Source organism: Halomonas sp. PBN3 (assembly GCF_000475415.1).
In the GTDB taxonomy this organism is placed as follows: domain Bacteria; phylum Pseudomonadota; class Gammaproteobacteria; order Pseudomonadales; family Halomonadaceae; genus Halomonas; species Halomonas shengliensis.
This window is the reverse complement of the sequence record NZ_AXCA01000176.1, coordinates 1-17168: the sequence shown is the minus strand read 5'-3', so window position 1 is coordinate 17168 and position 17168 is coordinate 1. Positions and strand designations below refer to the sequence as shown.

Genomic DNA, 17168 nt, shown 5'->3' with positions numbered 1-17168 from the left:
CTTGTGGGTCTTGTTATGGTGGGCCGCGGCCTGGCTCAGCGCTCGCCGCGCTCCCGGGCGATCGCCCGGTGGGCGATGTCACGTCGGCAGAAGGCGCCCTCCCAGCGGATGGCGTCGACGCCGCGGTAGGCGTTGGCGGCGGCGGCCGCCACCCCCTCGCCCAGGGCGGTGACGCAGAGCACCCGCCCGCCGGCGGTCACCAGCTGGGGCTCTTGCTCCCCCCCCTGCTCGGCGGTGCCGGCGTGGAACACCTTGCAGCCGGTGGCCTCGGCCGCCTCGATGCCCTCGATGGCATCGCCCTTGCGATAGCTGCCCGGGTAGCCGCCGGCCGCCAGCACCACGCCCACCGCGGCGCGGGTGTCCCACTCGCAGGTGTGGCCGGCGAGCTCGCCGCGCGCCCCGGCCAGGCAGAGCGCGGCGAGGTCGGAATTCAGCCGCAGCATGATGGGCTGGGTCTCGGGATCGCCGAAGCGGCAGTTGTACTCGATCACCTTGGGGTTGCCCGCGGCGTCGATCATCAGCCCGGCGTAGAGGAAGCCGGTGTAGGGGTGGCCCTCGGCGGCCATGCCTTCCACCGTGGGCCGGATCACCCGGGCCATGATGCGCTCGTGCACCTCGTCGGTGACCACCGGCGCCGGCGAGTAGGCCCCCATGCCGCCCGTGTTGGGACCGCTGTCGCCCTCCCCGACCCGCTTGTGGTCCTGGCTGGTGGCCATGGGCAGCACCGTCTCGCCATCCACCATGACGATGAAGCTCGCCTCCTCGCCGTCGAGGAACTCCTCGATCACCACCCGCGCCCCGGCATCGCCGAAGGCGTTGGCCTCGAGCATGTCGCGCACCGCGGCCTCGGCCTCGGCGAGGGTCATGGCGACGATCACGCCCTTGCCGGCGGCCAGGCCGTCGGCCTTGATCACGATGGGGGCGCCCTGCTCGGCCAGGTAGTCGAGGGCCGGGGCCACCGCGGTGAAGGTGCGGTACTCGGCGGTGGGGATGGCGTGGCGGGCCAGGAAGTCCTTGGTGAAGGCCTTGGAGCCCTCGAGCTGGGCGGCGCCGGCGGTGGGCCCGAAGATCGTCAGGCCAGCCTCGCGGAAACGGTCCACCACGCCGAGCACCAGCGGCGCCTCGGGACCAACGATGGTGAGGTCAACGGCCGCCTCGCGGGCGAAGGCCACCAGCCCCTCGAGGTCGTCGGCGGCGATATCGACGTTGGTCAGGCCCGGTTCCCGCGCGGTACCGGCATTGCCCGGCGCCACATAGGTGAGCGTCACCGCGGGCGACTGGGCGACCTTCCAGGCCAGGGCGTGTTCGCGGCCACCGCCGCCGATGATCAGCACCTTCATCCTATCCACCTTCATGCTGCTGGCCGCCGGGGCGGCGTTTCGAATCGAGGCGGCATTATGTCAGAAAGCCGGGGCGGATGCGTGACGGCCGGCTCAGCCCTTGCCGCCATCCTCCTTGCCCTTGTGGCCCTCCTGGCTGCCGGCGCCGGTGGCCTGGCCGATGGTCTGCTGCCAGAACTTCATGTTCTCCTCAGCAAGCTCGCGCATCAGCTCCATGGGCGAGTGGCGCATGGCCTGCTGCCACTGGTCCTGCATGCGCTGCTGCTGCTCCATCATCAGTCGGGTGCCCTGCTCCAGGTAGCGTGCCAGGGGCAGCGGCTGGGCCATGTCGTAGACGCGGATGAACTGGGCCAGCAGGTCGTTGGAGAAGACCTCGGCGTCGCCGTCGGCCTGCTCCTGCTCAATGATGATGGAGAGCAGGATGGTGCGGGTCAGGTCCTCGCCGCTCTTGGCATCCTCGACGCGGAAGGGCTCGCTGTCGAGCACCAGCTGGCGCAGGTCCTCGAGGGTCACATAGCGGCTCTGTTGGGTATCATAGAGCCTGCGGTTGGCATACTTGCGAATCACGCGCACGGCGCTGCTCCTCATTCGTCATGGGGGGACGACTGCCCCTGTGGGACCATTGTGCACCGCGACACCGACCATGCAAGGCATAGTCCTCTTTCGATTTCCAACGCGGCGAGTCCCCGATGAACCTGATCCTGCTAGCCCCCGACGATATCGCCCATCAGGGCCTTGCCCGGGTGACCGACCCGCGCCGCCTGCGCCACCTGCGCGAGGTGCACCGCGCCGCCCCGGGGGACCGCCTGACCGTCGGCGTGGTGGATGGCGCCATCGGCCGGGGGGAGCTGCTCTCCCTCGACGCGCAGGCGGCCACCTTCGCCCTGGAGGGGCTCGACCAGGCGCCGCCGCCGGCGCTGCCGGTGCACCTGGTGCTGGCGCTGCCGCGCCCGCGCATGCTGGCGCGCACCCTGGAACACGTCACCGCCCTGGGGGTGAAGCGCATCACCCTGCTGCACACCCGACGGGTGGAGAAGAGCTACTGGATGTCGCCGGAGCTCGAGGCGGAGAAGATCCGCCAGCACCTGGTGCTGGGCCTGGAGCAGGCCCGCGACACCCGGCTGCCGGAGGTCACCCTGGCGCGGGGCTTTCGCCCCTTCGTGGAGGACACCCTGCCCGGGCTGCTCGAGGGTCGGCGGGGCCTGCTGGCCCACCCGGGGATGCCGGCGGCCTGCCCGCGGGGCCTCGACGAGCCGACGCTGCTGCTGGTGGGCCCCGAGGGAGGCTTCATCCCCTGGGAGGTGGAGCGACTGCTCGCGGCGGGGTGCGAGGGGATCCACCTGGGGCCGCGCATCCTGCGGGTGGAGACGGCGGTCACCGCCCTGCTGGCGCGGCTCTTCTAGGCCGGCTCTGCTCTAAGCCGGCTCTGCGCCGGCCCTCACCGGGAGCCATGCCATGGGTCAGGGATCCTCGACGCCCTCCTCCTCTTCCGGGTCGTGCTCCACCAGCGGCGAGTCGTCGTCGCAGCGCGGCTCGCTGAGGAAGGTCTCACGCACGTCGAGCAGGCCCAGGTGACCGATGGTGCGCCGGCCGAGCAGCAGCGGGTAGTTCATGTCGCCGCGGTCGCGCAGGCTGAACTGCTCCTCGTAGATGGTGTCGCCGATGCACACCTTCATCAGCACCACCGGGCGACGGTCGGTGCCGCCGGCACCGCGCAGCCTGAGGCTGCGGTAGAGCGGCAGCTCCAGGCGCTCGCTGAACACCTCGCCGCTCTCCTCGTCCTCCAGCTTGAGGCGGAAGCGCACCCAGCGGTCGCCGTCGCGCTCGAACCGCTCGATGTCACGGGCGTCAAGCGACGAGGTCAGCGCGCCGCTATCCAGCTTGGCCTTGACCTCCACGCCCCAGGGCTCGACGAGGGCCTTCTCCACCCAGCCGAACACCTTCTCCTCGGCCAGCGCCGGCGCGGCGCCGGCCAGCAGGGCGGCCGCCAGGGCCCAGGCCTTGCATCGCATCGTCATCCTCGTCTCCTTGATGAAGTCATCGGGTCAGGCGCTCCAGCAGGCGGCGCGTGGCGAAGCCATCCGGCACCTCGCCGATCGCCGCCTGATACTCGCGCAGGCCGCGCCGGGTATTGGGCCCCAGGATGCCGTCCGGGGTGCCCACCTCGAAGCCGCGGGCATTGAGCTCGCGCTGCATCTCGCGCACCTGGGTGCGCGCCAGCGGCTGCTCGTCGCGGGGCCAGCCCCCGACGATGCCCTCGCGGCCGGCGATCTCGTCGGCCAGGCTGCCCACCGCCAGGGCGTAGCTGGTGGCGTTGTTGTAGCGCAAGATGGCGCGGAAGTTGGGGCCCACCAGGAAGGCGGGGCCGGCCGCCCCGGCCGGGGTGATCACCGCGGCGGCATCGAAGGCCGGCAGGGCACCGCCGTCCACGGGGCGCACCCCCAGCGCGGCCCACTCCCGGGCGGGGCGGCGATGGGAGAGCTCGGTCTGGGCGTAGTCGAACCCCTCGGGCAGCGTCACCTCGACGCCCCAGGGCTGCCCCTCCTGCCAGCCGGCCCGCGCCAGGTAGTTGGCGGTGGAGGCCATGACGTCGGGGATGCTGCCCCAGATGTCGCGGCGGCCATCGCCGTCGCCATCCACGGCGTAGGCCGCGAAGCTCGAGGGGATGAACTGGGTGTGGCCCATGGCGCCGGCCCAGGAGCCCAGCATGCGCTCGGGGGCAATGTCGCCGGCCTCGATGATGCGCAGGGCGGCGAGCAGCTCGCCGCGGGCGAAGTCGCGGCGCCGGCCGTCGTAGGCCAGGGTGGCCAGCGCCTCGAGGGTGGAGAAGTCACCGAAGTTGCCGCCGTAGTTGCTCTCGATGCCCCAGATGGCGACGATCACCTCCGCCGGCACCCCGTAGCGCACCTCCATGCGCCGCGCCGTGTCACGGTGTTCGGCCAGGCGCTCGCGACCGGTGGTGACCCGCCGGGCGGAGACGGCACTGTCGAGGTACTGCCAGATGGGACGCACGAACTCGGGCTGGGAGCGGTCGAGCTCGATCACCCGGGGGCGATAGCGCAGCGAGGCCAGGGCCCGCTCCAGGGTCGCCGCCGAGATGCCCTCGGCGCGGGCCTCGCGGCGGAAGCGTGACAGCCAGGCGTCGAAGGTCTCGCCGGCGGCAGGCCTCTCGGCCGCCGGCGTCTCGGCGGTGGTGGCCTCGGGCGCCGCCTCGGCGGGTGCCGATACGGCGTCATCGGCGGCCTGCGCCTCGAGGGCCGGGCCGCTCTGGCAGCCGGCCAGCAGGGCGAGGGCCAGGCAGCAGGTCAGGGTCATCCGTTGCATGGGGCTCTCCTTGGCGAAACGGGCAACGAGTCGCGATCATCGCGCAGTTGGCGCCCCGCGGCCAGCCCCGTCAGGCACCGGCGAGCCGCCAGATCACTGCGCCATGGCAGGCCAGCACCACCGCGGTCAGCAGGTGGCGCAGCGACTGGAACCAGCTCGGCAGCAGCTCACGGCTGTCGCGCCCCAGCTCGTGCAGGCGCACCACCACGAAGCCCAGCGCCAGCACCCAGGCCCCGGTCACCGGGTGCAGCAACAATGACGGCCAGGCGATCAGGCTGGGGGCCATGCTGAGCATCAGCCGGGCCCGGAAGCCGGGACCGCCGGCGGCCTCCAGCGACATCGCCACCCCCCACTGGATGCCGCCCAGGAAGGAGAGGATCACCGCGGCATAGGCGAGGAAGGCATTGATGGCGACCCCCTGCCAGGCCACCGGCGCCAGCCAGGCGAAGGGCCGAGCACAGTGCCGGCAGGGCTTCTGGGCAGGTGGGGCTTGCGGTGCATGGCGAGGCCTCGACAATCATTAACACAATACAAATATTAGTAAAGCTTCTGTACAAATAAAACCGATCCCCTGCCCTCAACGCATGAGGCCGCCCGTGGGCGGCCTCATGGCGCTGGCAAGGCGCGTCATCAGGGGGCGTCGGACTCGTCGGGGCGAGGCTTGCCCTGACCCTCGCGGCCACTCTTGAGCTCGTGGGTCAGGGGGTCGTAGTGGGGCTTGAGCTCGTCCTTGACCGTGCCCTCCCACAGCCGCGAACCGACGAAGTAGCCCGCACGGCCGATCACATGGGCGGCCACCGGCGCGGTCATCAGGATGAACAGGATCACCCCCAGGGCGCGGGCCACCACCGCCACCTGGGCAAAGTGGAGGGCCACCGCCAGCATGATCAGGGTGGCGCCCAGGGTGGCCGCCTTGGTGGTGGCGTGCATGCGGGTGAGCAGGTCGGGCAGGCGCACCACCCCCAACGCCGCCAGCAGCATGAACACGGCCCCGACCAGGATCAGCAGCTCGGTGAGTAGCTCAGTCATCGCGTGGCCCTCCCCGCTCCAGGAAGCGCGCGAAGCCGATGGCCGCCATGAAGGCCATCAGCGCCATGACAATGGCCACGTCGAGCAGGCTGGCGACATCGGTGGCGATGGCCACCACCCCGATGATGCCCACCAGGATCGACGAGAAGAGCTCCAGGGCCACCACCCGGTCGGGCAGGCTGGGGCCCCGGAACAGGCGCACGAAGGCCAGGCACAGGGCGAGCGCCATCAGCGCCAGGCTCAGCAGGATGATAGGCGACATGGGCACCCTCCTCTCGGGCTCGTCAGGGGAATCAATGGAACAGCTCCAGGGCACGGCGCTCCAGCTCCGCCAGGTCGCGCCTCAGCTCCTCCTCGTCGTCCAGGAACATGGCGTGGATATAGAGCACCCGGCGATCGTCGGAGACGTCCAGGCTCAGGGTGCCCGGGGTCAGCGAGATGAGGTTGGCGACGAAGGCGATCTCGAACTCGCTGCGCGCCTGGAGCGGCATGGCGATCACCCCGGGCTTCATGTACCAGGGCGGGGTGACGATATCGAAGGCCACCTTGAGGTTGGCCATCACCAGCTCCTTGAGGAAGAAGCCGATGAAGGCCAGCAGCCGCGGCAGGCGCTGGGCATAGCCGGAAAGCGCCGGTACCTGGGGCTGGATCAGCGCCAGCACCAGGTAGCCGAAGACCAGGCCGGCGAGCAGGTTGAGGCCGCTGAAGTCGCCGGTGAGCAACACCCAGGCGCCCCCCAGCAGCAGGTTCCAGGCCGCACCGATCATGGCACTCCCTCCCCCTGGGCGCCCAGCACCGCCCGGATGTAAGCCTCCGGGTCCAGCAGCTGGGCCGCCGAGGCCTCGGCCAGGGCGTGGATCGGCGCCGGGTAGAGGCCGATGAACAGGGTACACAGCGCCAGCCCCGCCACCGGCGCCACCATCAGCCACAGCTCGCGCTGGCGCACCTCGGGATAGGGGTCGACGTCCCCCTCCGGCGGCACCGACTTCCAGAACACCTCGGCCCAGATCTTGATCATCGAGTAGAGGGTCAGCAGCCCCACCAGCAGGGCGATGGCGGTGACCCCGTAGGCCTCGGCCTCGATGCCGGCACGGATCACGATGAACTTGGCCAAAAACCCCGAGAGCGGCGGGATGCCGGCCAGCGACAGCGCCGGGATCAGGAACAGCACGGCGAGCCACGGATGGCTGCGATAGAAGCCACCCAGGCGCTTGAGCTGGTAGCTACCGCGCAGCCGATGGACGATGCCGCTGACCAGGAAGAGGTTCGTCTTCACGATGATGTGGTGCATGATGTAGAAGACCCCGCCGATGATCGCCAGCGGCGTGAACAGCGCCAGCCCCAGGATCATGTAGCCGATCTGGCTGACGATGTGAAACGACAGGATACGGCGGAACTCGAACTGGGCCGCCGCGCCCAGCACCCCGGTGAGCATGGTCAGCCCCGCCCCCCACAGCAGGATCTCGTGGGTATAGCCGGGGCTGTGGTGGAAGATCAGCGTGAACACCCGGAACAGCGCATAGACCCCGACCTTGGTCAAGAGCCCCGCGAACAGCGCCGACACCGCCACCGGCGGGGTGTGGTAGGAGGCCGGCAGCCAGAAGAACAGCGGGAAGGCCGCCGCCTTGATGCCGAAGGCGACCATGAACATCATCGCCAGGGCGTCGACCATGCCCTGCTCCTCCACCTCGGCCAGCCGCCGGGCGATGTCGGCCATGTTGAGGGTACCCACCATGCCGTAGAGCAGCCCCACGGCGATCAGGAAGATCACCGAGGAGAGCAGGTTCAGGGTCACGTACTTGATCGCCCCCTCCATCTGCGGCTTCTCGCTGCCCAGGATCAGCAGCGCGAAGGAGGCCACCAGCATCACCTCGAACCACACGTAGAGGTTGAAGATGTCGCCGGTGAGGAAGGCGCCGGCCACCCCGGCCAGCAGCAGGTGCATCAGCGGGAAGTAGCCGTAGGCCTCGTGGCCGCGCCCGGCGGTGGCCAGCGAGTAGAGGGCCACCGCGAAGCCGATGATGCCGGTGAGCACCACCATGATGGCGCCCAGCAGGTCGGCCACCAGGCTGATGCCGAAGGGCGCCGCCCAGCCCCCCATGTGCATCACCAGGATCCCCTCGCGGTTCACCGCGGCGAGCAGCCAGACGCTGGTCAGCAGCAAAGCCGCGGTACCGCCCACGGCGACCAGCCGCTGCATCAGCCGCGAGCGCCAGAACACCAACGACACGGCCCCCGACATCAGCGGGATCAGGATGGGCAGCGCGATCTCGGGGTTCACGTGTCGGTTTCCTTCATCCGGTCCAGATCATCGGCGCGCACGATCTCCCAGGCGCGCCGCACCAGCACCACGGCGAACGACAGCACCCCGAAGGCGATGACGATGGCGGTGAGCACCAGCGCCTGGGGCAGCGGGTCGGCCACCGCCCCCTGGGGGGCGGTGAGCCCCTCGGGCACCAGCGGCGGCGCGCCCCGGGTCAGGCCGGCGGTGGCGAAGATCAGCAGGTTGGCGGCGTTGGAGAGCAGCATCAGGCCGATCACCAGCTTGACGATGGAGCGGCGCAGCATCATGTAGATGGCGGCGGCAAACAGCGTGCCGATCGCCACGGCCAGCAAGGGTTCCATGACACCTCCTCAGCGTCTGTCGTCCTCTTCATGGTCGGTCTTGACCAGGGCGGTGATGGCGGTGAGCACCGAGCCCAGCACCACCAGGTAGACCCCGATATCGAAGATCAGTGGCGTCGAGGCCTTGAAGTCGATCACCGGGATGGTCCACCACTGGGCGGTGAAGAAGGGCTGGCCATGCCACCAGGCCGGCAGCGTGGAGGCCACCCCCAGCAGCAGGCCGACCCCCACCAGGTCCCGCGGCGAGACCTTGAGCATGGCCCCCAGGGCGCGCCGCCCGTAGGCGAACAGGTAGAGGGCGAAGCCCCCCGCGGCGACCAGCCCGGCGATGAAGCCGCCACCCGGCTCGTCGTGGCCGCGCAGCAGCAGGAACAGCGAGAACAGCAGCTGCAGCGGCAGCAGCAGCCGCGCCGCCACGTTGAGGATCAGCGTGCCGGATCTAACCATCGTCGCTCCTCCGGGTGTTGGCGGCATCCCTGGCATCGTACTCCTCGGCGTGGAAGCGCAGCATCGCATAGACGCCGATGGCCGCCAGCGCCAGCACGAACATCTCGCCCAGGGTATCCAGAGCGCGGAAGTCCACCAGGATGACGTTGACGATGTTGTGGCCGTGACCCAGCGGCTGGCTGTTGGCGACCATATAGTCGGAGATGCGCGGCAGCCGCTCGCCGGAGAGCACGGCAAGCATCAGCAACGTCACCAGCCCGCCGGAGAGCCCCGCCACCGCCAGGTCGCGCAGCCGCTCCGCCGGGGTCGAGAGGGTCGCGAAACGCGGCAGCCGGAACAGCACCAGCACCAGCAGGATCACCGTCAGGGTCTCCACCAGCAGCTGGGTGATGGCCAGGTCCGGTGCGCTGAACAGCACGAAGGTCAGGGCGATGGAGAAGCCCATCACCCCTACCGCGGCCACCGCGGCGAGCCGCGAGGGCATCACGCAGGCGGCGATCGCCCCGGCCACCATCAGCCCCGCCACCATCGCCTCGTGGAGGTAGACGTCCAGCGCGAAGGAGAGGCTCGGCGTGTGGCGCACCAGCAGGGCGTGCCCGACCAGCCCCACCAGCACCAGCAGGGTCATCACCAGGTAGTTGCGAATATAGCCGTTCTGCAGGAAACGGGTCTGCCACTCGGCGAGGCGCACCATGCCGGCCATCAGGGCCTCGTAGCCCGCCTCGGGGCCGCGCGCCATCAGCGGCTCGAGGCGCGCCAGCTGGCCGCGCAGGCGATCCCAGCGGCGGGCCACCAGGGCCCCCAGCGCCAGGCTCGCCAGGGAGAGCAGCAGCGGCAGGTTGATGCCGTGCCACAGCGCCAGGTGCGTCTCGGCCCCGGCCACCCCGAGCCCCGCCAGGGTGGCATCGACCAGCGGGTCGAGCAGCCCCGGCGCCAGGCCGAACGCAAGCGAGAGCGCGGCCAGCAGGGCGGGACCGACGAGCATGCCGGCCGGGGCCTCATGGGGCACCCGGGGGGTCTCGCGCAGCGGCCCGAAGAAGGGGCGCAGGGCGACGATGGCCGCCACCGCCAGGGTCAGGAAGGCGGCGACGAAGGCCAGCAGCAGGATCACCCCACGGTAGTGGGCCGCCCCCAGCACCGCCTCCAGCATCAGCTCCTTGCCGAGGAAGCCCAGCAGCGGCGGCAGCCCGGCCAGCGACAGCGCCGCCACCGCGGCGACCAGGGCGGTGCGTGGCATCAGGTGACGCAGCCCGCCCATGGCGGTGACGTCCTTGGTGCCCGCCTCGTGGTCGAGGATGCCTGCCACCATGAACAGCGCGCCCTTGTAGAGGGAGTGGGCGAGCAGGAAGACCACGAAGGCGGTCAGGGCGTACTCGCTGCCGATGCCCAGCAGCATCGTCAGGGTGCCCAGCGCCATCACCGTGGAGTAGGCCAGCAGCTTCTTGATATTGGTGTGCTGGATCGCCAGGAAGGCGCCGGTGGCCATAGTCAGCGCCCCCACCAGGGAGAGGGTGATCACCCAGGGCTCGGTGCCGCCCAGCGCCGGATGCAGCCGCGCCAGCAGGTAGACCCCGGCCTTGACCATGGTCGCCGAGTGCAGGTAGGCCGAGACCGGGGTGGGTGCCGCCATGGCGTTAGGCAGCCAGAAGTGGAAGGGGAACTGGGCCGACTTGGTGAAGGCACCCAGCAGCACGCAGATCAGCAGCGGCGTGTAGAGGGCGTGGGCCTTGAGCGCCTCGCCCCGGGTGGTGAGCTCGGCCAGCGACCAGCTGTCGCCGGCCTGGGCCAGCATGACGAAGCCGGCGAGCAGCGCCAGGCCACCGCCCACGGTGACGAAGAGCCCCTGCTGGGCCGACTTGCGGGCGGCGAGGTCGGTGTGGTTGAAGCCGATCAGCAGGTAGGAGGTGATGCTGGTCAGCTCCCAGAACACGAACAGGGCGACCAGGTTGTCGGCCAGCACCAGGCCCAGCATCGACATCATGAAGGCGGTGATCACCACCAGGAAGCGCGGCAGGTCGCGGTGGCCGTGGAGATAGTCGCCGGCGTAGAGCAGCACCAGGGTGCCGATCACCGAGATCAGCATGGCGAAGAGCCACGCCAGGCCATCGATCAGGAAGGTCAGGGTGATGTCGAGGCCCGGCACCCAGGCCCACTCGAGCCACAGGGTCTCGCCCGCGGCGATGAGCGGCCACTGACCCAGCAGCCAGGCGGCGATGGCCGCCGGCAGCAGCGCCAGTACCCGCGCGGTGCCTGCTCCGAACCAGCGGTGCAGCAGCGGCACCAGGCTCGCCACCACGAAACCTCCCAGCACGGCGAGTTGCATGGTACGCCCTCCCGTTGGTCGACCGGGTCACTTTAGCCATACAAGATATTGAAACACAAGGGTGGGGTAGCGCGTGGAAGTGCGCTTTGCGTTAGGATGAACGGCGTACCGCCGTGGACGGGCCAGCGCCCCAGGGACGGGATGCGGCCCGATGTCGCTTGCATCCTCCGGCCCAGCGGGCATCCTGCGCCCCTCCCCCACTTCACCTTCGCAGGATGAGCGACCGATGACACTGATGTGGATAGCCCTGCTGCCGCTGGCGGGGATGCTGGTGCCGATCGCCACGGCCCGACGCGGCCGGCGCTTCTGCTCCCTGGCCAGCGCCGCGCTGCCGGCGCTGGCGCTGGCGCTGATGCTGGCCCAGCTGCCGGCCCTCTCCGCCGGCGAGGCGCTGCGCGCCGGCGTCGCCTGGATACCCACCCTGGGGCTCGAGCTGGCCTTCCGCCTGGATGGCCTGTCGCTGCTCTTCAACCTGCTGATCCTGGGCATCGGCCTGCTGATCCTGCTCTATGCCCACTTCTACCTGGCGCCGGAGGAGCCCTTCGGGCGCTTCTACGCCTACCTGATCCTGTTCATGGCCTCCATGGTCGGCATCGTGATAGCCGACAACCTGATCCTGCTGTGGCTCTACTGGGAGCTGACCAGCCTCTCCTCCTTCCTGCTGATCGGCTTCTGGTCGCATCGCAGCGACGCCCGCAAGGGGGCGCGCATGGCGCTGACCGTGACCGGCGCCGGCGGCCTGGCGCTGCTCGCCGGCCTGCTGCTGCTGGGCGACATGGTGGGCAGCTACGCCATGGACGACGTCCTGGCCGGCGGCGAGGCGATCCTGGCCGATCCGCGCTACCCGCTGATGCTGGCGCTGGTGCTGCTGGGCGCCTTCACCAAGTCGGCGCAGTTCCCCTTCCAGTTCTGGCTGCCCCATGCCATGGCCGCGCCGACCCCGGTCTCCGCCTACCTGCACTCGGCGACCATGGTCAAGGCGGGCATCTTCCTGATGGCACGCCTGCACCCGGCCATCGCCGGCAGCGAGCTGTGGTCGGCGGTGGTCTCCCTGGTGGGCATGGCCACCATGCTCTATGGCGCCTGGTTCGCCCTGCTCAAGACCGACCTCAAGGGCATCCTGGCCTTCTCCACGGTGAGCCACCTGGGGCTGATCACGGTGCTGCTGGGCATCGGCAGCCCCATGGCCGTGCTCGCCGCGCTCTTCCATATCCTCAACCACGCCACCTTCAAGGCGGCGCTGTTCATGAGCGCCGGCATCATCGACCATGAGACCGGCACCCGCGAGCTCGGCCGCCTGGGCGGCCTGAAGACGGCCATGCCGGTCACCGCCCTGCTGACCAGCCTGGCCGGGGCGGCCATGGCCGGGGTGCCGCTGCTCAACGGTTTCATCTCCAAGGAGATGTTCTTCACCGAGACCCTGGAGACCCCGGTGCTGGCGGGGCTGAGCTGGGTGCTGCCGGTGCTGGCGACGATCGGTGGCATCCTCTCGGTGGCCTACTCCCTGCGCCTGGTGCATGCGGTGTTCTTCAAGCCCGCCAGGCAGGCGCCGCCGAAGGCACCCCACGAGCCGCCGTGGCTGATGCGAGCCCCGGTGGAGCTGCTGGTGGTGCTGTGCGTGCTGGTGGGCCTGGCGCCGGTGCTCGCCGAGGGGCTGCTGGGCCTGGCCGTGGCGGCGGTGCTGGGCGAGCCCTTCGCGTTCCACCTGGCGATCTGGCACGGCGTCAACCTGCCGCTGGGGATGAGCGTGGTGGCGCTGGTCGCCGGGGCGGCGGCCTACTGGCGCCATGCCGACCTGCGCCACTTCCATCGTGGCTTCCGCCCCATCGACGCCCGGCTGGTGTTCGAGGCGGCGCTGCAGCGCCTGGGTCGCTGGTCCGAGCGGAGCCTGGGCCGCTTCGACGGCGGCTCCCTGCAGCGCTACATGACCTGGCTGCTGTTCGCCTCGCTGCTGATGGGTGGGCTGGGCCTGGCGCGCATGAGCGGGCTGACCGGCGCACTCGGCAACCAGCCCGTCGACGGCGTGGTGCTGCTGGGCGCTGCCCTGCTGGTGTTCGGCGGCATCGCTACCGCGGTCACCCACCGCTTCCGCCTGATCTCGCTGATCATGCTTTCGGTGGTGGGCCTGGTGGTCTCGCTGACCTTCGCTCGCTTCTCGGCCCCGGACCTGGCGCTGACCCAGCTCTCGGTCGAGGTAGTGACCATGATCCTGTTGATGCTGGCGCTGTTCTTCCTGCCCCAGAAGACCCCCACCGAGTCCTCCAACCGGCGCAACCTGCGCGACGTGGTGCTGGCCGGGGCCCTGGGGCTGGTGGTGGCGAGCCTCAACTATGCGGTACTGACCCGCGACACCACCCCCATCTCCGGCTTCTTCCTGGAGAACAGCGTGCCCGGTGGTGGCGGCCACAACGTGGTCAACGTGATCCTGGTGGATTTCCGCGGCTTCGATACCCTGGGCGAGATCACCGTGCTGGCCCTGGCCGGCCTGGCGATCTTCAAGCTGCTCAACCGGCTGCGAGTGTTCATGCCCCACAGCGACGGTGAAGGCCGCGTGTGGTCGCCGGACCGCTACCCGGCGATCCTGACTTCCATCTCCATGGCGCTGCTGCCGCTGGCGCTGCTGGTCTCCGCCTTCATCTTCCTGCGCGGCCATAACGAGCCCGGTGGCGGCTTTATCGCCGGACTGGTCACCGCGGTGGCGCTGATCCTGCTCTACATGGCTCGCGGGGTGGAGTGGGCCCAGCAGCGACTCGACTTCCCCTACCAGCCGGTGGCGGTGGCCGGGGTGGGTATCGCCACCCTGACCGGCCTGGGCAGCTGGCTGTTCGGCTATCCGTTCCTGACCTCCTCGTTCGGCTACTTCTCGCTGCCGCTGGTGGGCAAGTTCGAGCTGGCCACGGCCATGCTCTTCGACCTGGGGGTCTACCTGGCGGTGGTCGGCGCCACCCTGATGATCCTGGCCAACCTGGGCAAGGTGACCACGCCGCACCGCCCGGCCAAGGAGCCCAGCACCGCAAGCGCACCGTCTCCCGACAGTTCCAAGGAGTCCTCCTGATGGAAAGCCTCTACGCCATCACCACCGGTGTTCTCACCGCCTGCGGGCTCTACCTGATCCTGCGCTCGCGAACCTTCCCCGTCGTGGTGGGCCTGACCCTGCTCTCCTATGCCGTGAACCTCTTCCTGTTCTCCATGGGCGGCCTGACCACCGATGGCGCCGCATTGGTCGACGGGGCAGGCGACTACGCCGACCCGCTGCCCCAGGCGCTGGTGTTGACCGCCATCGTGATCGGCTTCGCCATGACCGCCTTCGTGGTGATCCTGGCCATGCGGGCGCGCAGCGAGGCCGGCAACGACCACGTCGACGGCCGCAAGCATGAAGCCGGGGAGGGTCGCCGATGATGTCTCACCTGATCGTGCTGCCGGTGGTGGTGCCGCTGGTCGCCGGCCTGCTGCTGCTGTTCCAGCGCCAGGGCAGCGTGCGCGTCAAGCGCCTGGTGGGCGTCGGCGCCACCCTGGCCCTGCTGCTGGTGGCCATCGCCCTGGTGGTGCGTGCCGCCGGCGGCGAGGTGACCTACTATGCCCTGGGCGACTGGCAGCCTCCCTTCGGCATCGTGCTGGTGCTCGACCGCCTCTCGGCGCTGATGGTGCTGCTCACCGCGGTGCTGGCGCTGGGCGCGGTGGTGTTCGCCTGCGCCGGCGACGACGAGCGCGGCAGCAACTTCCACGGCCTCTTCCAGTGGCAGCTGATGGGCCTCAACGGCGCCTTCCTCACCGGCGACCTGTTCAACCTCTTCGTGTTCTTCGAGGTGCTGCTGCTCGCCTCCTACGCCCTGCTGCTGCACGGCGGCGGCCGCGATCGCATCATGGCCGGGGTCCACTACGTGGTGCTCAACCTGGCGGGCTCATCGCTGTTCCTGATCAGCGTGGGCATCCTCTACGGCGCCACCGGCACCCTCAATATGGCCGACATGGCCACGCGCCTCGCCGCGCTGCCCGCCGAGCGCGAGGGGCTGGTCATGGCCGGCGCGCTGATGCTGCTGGTGGTGTTCGGCCTCAAGGCGGCGATCCTGCCGCTCTACTTCTGGCTGCCCAGGGCCTACGCAGCGGCCCCGGCGCCGGTGGCCGCGCTCTTCGCCATCATGACCAAGGTCGGCATCTACGCCATCCTGCGGGTCTACTCGCTGGTGTTCGGCGAGGGCGCCGGTCCCCTGGCCGACCTGGAGCAGGGCTGGGTGTGGTGGTTCGCCCTGGCCACCCTGGTGGCCGCCAGCGCCGGCACCCTGGCGGCGCGCGACCTGCGCCTGCTGGTGGCCTACCTGGTGCTGGTCTCGGTGGGCACCCTGCTGGCGGGCATCGGCATCGGTACCCCGGCGGCGATCTCCGCGCTGCTCTACTACCTGATCCACACCACCCTGGTCACCGGCGGGCTCTTCCTGCTGGCCGAGATGATCGGCGCCCAGCGCGGCAAGGCGGGCACCCGCATCGTCAGGGGCCGGCCGCTGCGCCAGGGACGCTGGCTGGCGCTGCTGTTCTTCGCCGGCGCGGTGGCGGTGGCCGGCATGCCGCCGCTCTCCGGGGCGATCGGCAAGGCGCTGCTGCTGGTGGCCGCCGAGGGCGGCCAGCGGGCCTGGCTGTGGCCGATCCTGCTGCTGTCGGGGCTGGCCGCCATCGTCGCCCTCTCCCGGGCCGGTTCGACGCTGTTCTGGCGCAGCAGCGGCGAGGCGGATGGCCAGCGCCTGCCGCCGCGCCAGTGGTTCGGCGTGGCCTGGCTGATCGGCGCCTCGCCGCTACTGGTCCTCCTCGCCGGGCCCCTCGCCGACTACACCGACGCCACCGCCGCGCAGCTGGCACGCCCCGAGGCGGTGACCCGCGCCCTGCTGTCCACCGAGGGAGACGCCCCATGATCACGCCTCGTCCCTGGCTGCCCACCCCGCTGCTGTCGATCCTGCTGCTGGTTGTCTGGCTGCTGATGGTGCGCAGCGTCGCCTTCGGCCATATCCTGCTGGGCGGCGCCCTGGCGGTGGCCATCCCGCTGGTGACCCACCGCTTCTGGGACGCCCAGCCCCATGTGAAGAAGCCGGGTCTGCTGCTGCGCTTTGCGCTGCGCGTACTCGGCGATATCGTGATCGCCAACGTCCAGGTGGCCTGGCTGATCATCAACCCCTGGCGGCGCCTGCGGCCCCACTTCGTGGAGTACCCGCTGATGCTGGAGGATCGCTTCACCATCACCCTGCTGGCCAACACCATCAGCCTGACGCCGGGCACGGTGTCGGCCAACCTGCGCCTGGATGGCAAGTCGCTGCTGATCCACGCCCTGGACGTGGAGGATGATGACGCACTGATCGAGACCATTCGCGAGCGTTACGAACGGCCACTGAAGGAGATCTACGAATGCTAGAGGTCGCTCTCTTTACCTGCCTGGCCCTGGTGGTGGCGGCGCTGGCGCTCAACGTCTACCGCCTGACCATCGGCCCCGACATGCCCGACCGTCTGCTGGCGCTGGACACCATGTACATCAACTCCATCGCGCTGATCGTGCTGCTGGGGCTGTGGCTCAACACCAAGACCTACTTCGAGTCGGCGCTGCTGATCGCCATGCTCGGCTTCATCAGCACCGTGGCGGTATGCAAGTACCTGCTGCGCGGCGACATCATCGAATAGGAGGGGCCATGACACACTACGTGATTCTGGAAGGCGTGATCTCGCTGCTGCTGATCGCCGGCGGCGCCTTCGTCTTCATCGGCTCGCTGGGCCTGGCACACCTGCGCGACTTCTACATGCGCCTGCACGGCCCCACCAAGGCCACCACCCTGGGGATCGGCTGCATGCTGGCCGCCTCGATGCTCTACTTCTGGGTCACCGAGGGCAAACCGGACATCCAGGAGATGCTGATCACCCTGTTCCTGTTCATCACCGCCCCGGTGAGCGCTCACCTGCTGGCCAAGACCGGCCTTCACCTCAAGCTCAAGCACGTGGAGAAGACTGCCGGGCGCCCGGCGGAGCTGCGCCCCGAGGAGGTCGGCGAGAAGCCGGTGCCCCACCCCGACCGCGGCCACGGCTGACACGCCTCGGGCCCGCCA

Annotated in this window: 19 protein-coding genes; 7 read left to right on the top strand and 12 right to left on the bottom strand. The window is 69.9% G+C overall.

Translation table 11 applies throughout. The features are described 5' to 3' along the window. Positions 1-35: 35 nt before the first annotated feature. Both purD and phaR read right to left on the bottom strand, forming a co-directional pair. On the bottom strand, positions 36-1340 hold the full coding sequence (gene purD / locus Q673_RS31195) for a phosphoribosylamine--glycine ligase (RefSeq protein WP_023006677.1): 1305 nt from the start codon (positions 1338-1340) through the stop codon (positions 36-38). Positions 1341-1433: 93 nt separating this feature from the next. Then, on the bottom strand, positions 1434-1913 hold the full coding sequence (gene phaR, locus Q673_RS31190) for a polyhydroxyalkanoate synthesis repressor PhaR (RefSeq protein ID WP_023006676.1): 480 nt from the start codon (positions 1911-1913) through the stop codon (positions 1434-1436). A 116-nt stretch (positions 1914-2029) separates the two neighbouring features. Here phaR and Q673_RS31185 point away from each other — a divergent pair, with 116 nt between their 5' ends. Continuing rightward, positions 2030-2743, top strand: coding sequence for a 16S rRNA (uracil(1498)-N(3))-methyltransferase (locus Q673_RS31185; protein ID WP_023006675.1), 714 nt, complete (start codon positions 2030-2032; stop codon positions 2741-2743). Positions 2744-2800: 57 nt separating this feature from the next. Here Q673_RS31185 and rloA3 read toward each other — a convergent pair whose 3' ends face one another. The 10 genes from rloA3 to Q673_RS31135 form a co-directional block, all read right to left on the bottom strand. Next, entirely contained in the window at positions 2801-3358 is a 558-nt protein-coding gene (rloA3, locus tag Q673_RS31180) for a retropepsin-like aspartic peptidase RloA3 (protein WP_023006674.1), read from the bottom strand. Between the two features lie 19 nt (positions 3359-3377). After that, positions 3378-4664: a lytic murein transglycosylase gene (locus Q673_RS31175; protein WP_023006673.1), complete on the bottom strand. Its 1287-nt coding sequence runs from the start codon at positions 4662-4664 to the stop codon at positions 3378-3380. Positions 4665-4734: 70 nt separating this feature from the next. Beyond that, positions 4735-5181 (bottom strand): DUF3429 domain-containing protein, encoded by a 447-nt coding sequence (locus tag Q673_RS31170; RefSeq protein WP_081712053.1) that lies wholly within the window; start codon positions 5179-5181, stop codon positions 4735-4737. Positions 5182-5294: 113 nt separating this feature from the next. Continuing rightward, a complete protein-coding gene (gene mnhG / locus Q673_RS31165) occupies positions 5295-5693 on the bottom strand; it encodes a monovalent cation/H(+) antiporter subunit G (RefSeq protein ID WP_023006671.1) in 399 nt (132 codons plus the stop codon). Continuing rightward, the gene (locus Q673_RS31160; RefSeq protein WP_023006670.1) at positions 5686-5955 is read right to left on the bottom strand and encodes a monovalent cation/H+ antiporter complex subunit F; all 270 of its coding nucleotides are present in this window, start codon (positions 5953-5955) and stop codon (positions 5686-5688) included. The genes mnhG and Q673_RS31160 overlap by 8 nt, the downstream gene beginning before the upstream one ends. A gap of 31 nt (positions 5956-5986) precedes the next feature. Beyond that, a complete protein-coding gene (locus Q673_RS31155) occupies positions 5987-6460 on the bottom strand; it encodes a Na+/H+ antiporter subunit E (RefSeq protein ID WP_023006669.1) in 474 nt (157 codons plus the stop codon). Continuing rightward, on the bottom strand, positions 6457-7974 hold the full coding sequence (locus Q673_RS31150) for a Na+/H+ antiporter subunit D (protein WP_023006668.1): 1518 nt from the start codon (positions 7972-7974) through the stop codon (positions 6457-6459). Before Q673_RS31150 ends, Q673_RS31155 begins: the two co-directional genes overlap by 4 nt. Then, positions 7971-8318, bottom strand: a complete 348-nt coding sequence (locus Q673_RS31145; protein ID WP_023006667.1) for a Na+/H+ antiporter subunit C — start codon at positions 8316-8318, stop codon at positions 7971-7973. The genes Q673_RS31150 and Q673_RS31145 overlap by 4 nt, the downstream gene beginning before the upstream one ends. A 9-nt stretch (positions 8319-8327) precedes the next feature. Beyond that, on the bottom strand, positions 8328-8765 hold the full coding sequence (locus Q673_RS31140) for a Na+/H+ antiporter subunit B (RefSeq protein ID WP_023006666.1): 438 nt from the start codon (positions 8763-8765) through the stop codon (positions 8328-8330). Continuing rightward, positions 8758-11088: a putative monovalent cation/H+ antiporter subunit A gene (locus tag Q673_RS31135; RefSeq protein ID WP_023006665.1), complete on the bottom strand. Its 2331-nt coding sequence runs from the start codon at positions 11086-11088 to the stop codon at positions 8758-8760. Before Q673_RS31135 ends, Q673_RS31140 begins: the two co-directional genes overlap by 8 nt. A gap of 226 nt (positions 11089-11314) precedes the next feature. On the opposite strand from Q673_RS31135, the gene Q673_RS31130 reads away from it, so the two are divergent. The 6 genes from Q673_RS31130 to Q673_RS31105 are packed head-to-tail and all read left to right on the top strand — an operon-like array spanning position 11315 to position 17150. Continuing rightward, complete coding sequence (locus Q673_RS31130) at positions 11315-14143, top strand: monovalent cation/H+ antiporter subunit A (RefSeq protein ID WP_023006664.1); 2829 nt, start codon at positions 11315-11317, stop codon at positions 14141-14143. Continuing rightward, on the top strand, positions 14143-14487 hold the full coding sequence (locus Q673_RS31125) for a Na+/H+ antiporter subunit C (RefSeq protein ID WP_023006663.1): 345 nt from the start codon (positions 14143-14145) through the stop codon (positions 14485-14487). Before Q673_RS31130 ends, Q673_RS31125 begins: the two co-directional genes overlap by 1 nt. Beyond that, complete coding sequence (locus Q673_RS31120; RefSeq protein ID WP_023006662.1) at positions 14484-15992, top strand: monovalent cation/H+ antiporter subunit D; 1509 nt, start codon at positions 14484-14486, stop codon at positions 15990-15992. The genes Q673_RS31125 and Q673_RS31120 overlap by 4 nt, the downstream gene beginning before the upstream one ends. Next, entirely contained in the window at positions 15989-16486 is a 498-nt protein-coding gene (locus tag Q673_RS31115) for a Na+/H+ antiporter subunit E (protein ID WP_023006661.1), read from the top strand. Before Q673_RS31120 ends, Q673_RS31115 begins: the two co-directional genes overlap by 4 nt. Further along, on the top strand, positions 16480-16749 hold the full coding sequence (locus Q673_RS31110) for a K+/H+ antiporter subunit F (protein WP_023006660.1): 270 nt from the start codon (positions 16480-16482) through the stop codon (positions 16747-16749). The genes Q673_RS31115 and Q673_RS31110 overlap by 7 nt, the downstream gene beginning before the upstream one ends. 8 nt (positions 16750-16757) lie before the next feature. Then, on the top strand, positions 16758-17150 hold the full coding sequence (locus tag Q673_RS31105; protein WP_023006659.1) for a Na+/H+ antiporter subunit G: 393 nt from the start codon (positions 16758-16760) through the stop codon (positions 17148-17150). Positions 17151-17168 lie beyond the last annotated feature (18 nt).

Coding starts and splice junctions, on each gene's coding strand:
- Q673_RS31110 (WP_023006660.1), top strand. CDS start 16,480: ATGCTAGAGGTCGCTCTCTTTACCTGCCTGGCCCTGGTGGTGGCGGCG.
- Q673_RS31130 (WP_023006664.1), top strand. CDS start 11,315: ATGACACTGATGTGGATAGCCCTGCTGCCGCTGGCGGGGATGCTGGTG.
- Q673_RS31145 (WP_023006667.1), bottom strand. CDS start 8,318: ATGGAACCCTTGCTGGCCGTGGCGATCGGCACGCTGTTTGCCGCCGCC.
- Q673_RS31155 (WP_023006669.1), bottom strand. CDS start 6,460: ATGATCGGTGCGGCCTGGAACCTGCTGCTGGGGGGCGCCTGGGTGTTG.
- Q673_RS31120 (WP_023006662.1), top strand. CDS start 14,484: ATGATGTCTCACCTGATCGTGCTGCCGGTGGTGGTGCCGCTGGTCGCC.
- rloA3 (WP_023006674.1), bottom strand. CDS start 3,358: ATGACGATGCGATGCAAGGCCTGGGCCCTGGCGGCCGCCCTGCTGGCC.
- Q673_RS31105 (WP_023006659.1), top strand. CDS start 16,758: ATGACACACTACGTGATTCTGGAAGGCGTGATCTCGCTGCTGCTGATC.
- Q673_RS31185 (WP_023006675.1), top strand. CDS start 2,030: ATGAACCTGATCCTGCTAGCCCCCGACGATATCGCCCATCAGGGCCTT.
- purD (WP_023006677.1), bottom strand. CDS start 1,340: ATGAAGGTGCTGATCATCGGCGGCGGTGGCCGCGAACACGCCCTGGCC.
- Q673_RS31125 (WP_023006663.1), top strand. CDS start 14,143: ATGGAAAGCCTCTACGCCATCACCACCGGTGTTCTCACCGCCTGCGGG.
- mnhG (WP_023006671.1), bottom strand. CDS start 5,693: ATGACTGAGCTACTCACCGAGCTGCTGATCCTGGTCGGGGCCGTGTTC.
- Q673_RS31160 (WP_023006670.1), bottom strand. CDS start 5,955: ATGTCGCCTATCATCCTGCTGAGCCTGGCGCTGATGGCGCTCGCCCTG.
- Q673_RS31115 (WP_023006661.1), top strand. CDS start 15,989: ATGATCACGCCTCGTCCCTGGCTGCCCACCCCGCTGCTGTCGATCCTG.
- Q673_RS31135 (WP_023006665.1), bottom strand. CDS start 11,088: ATGCAACTCGCCGTGCTGGGAGGTTTCGTGGTGGCGAGCCTGGTGCCG.
- Q673_RS31140 (WP_023006666.1), bottom strand. CDS start 8,765: ATGGTTAGATCCGGCACGCTGATCCTCAACGTGGCGGCGCGGCTGCTG.
- Q673_RS31175 (WP_023006673.1), bottom strand. CDS start 4,664: ATGCAACGGATGACCCTGACCTGCTGCCTGGCCCTCGCCCTGCTGGCC.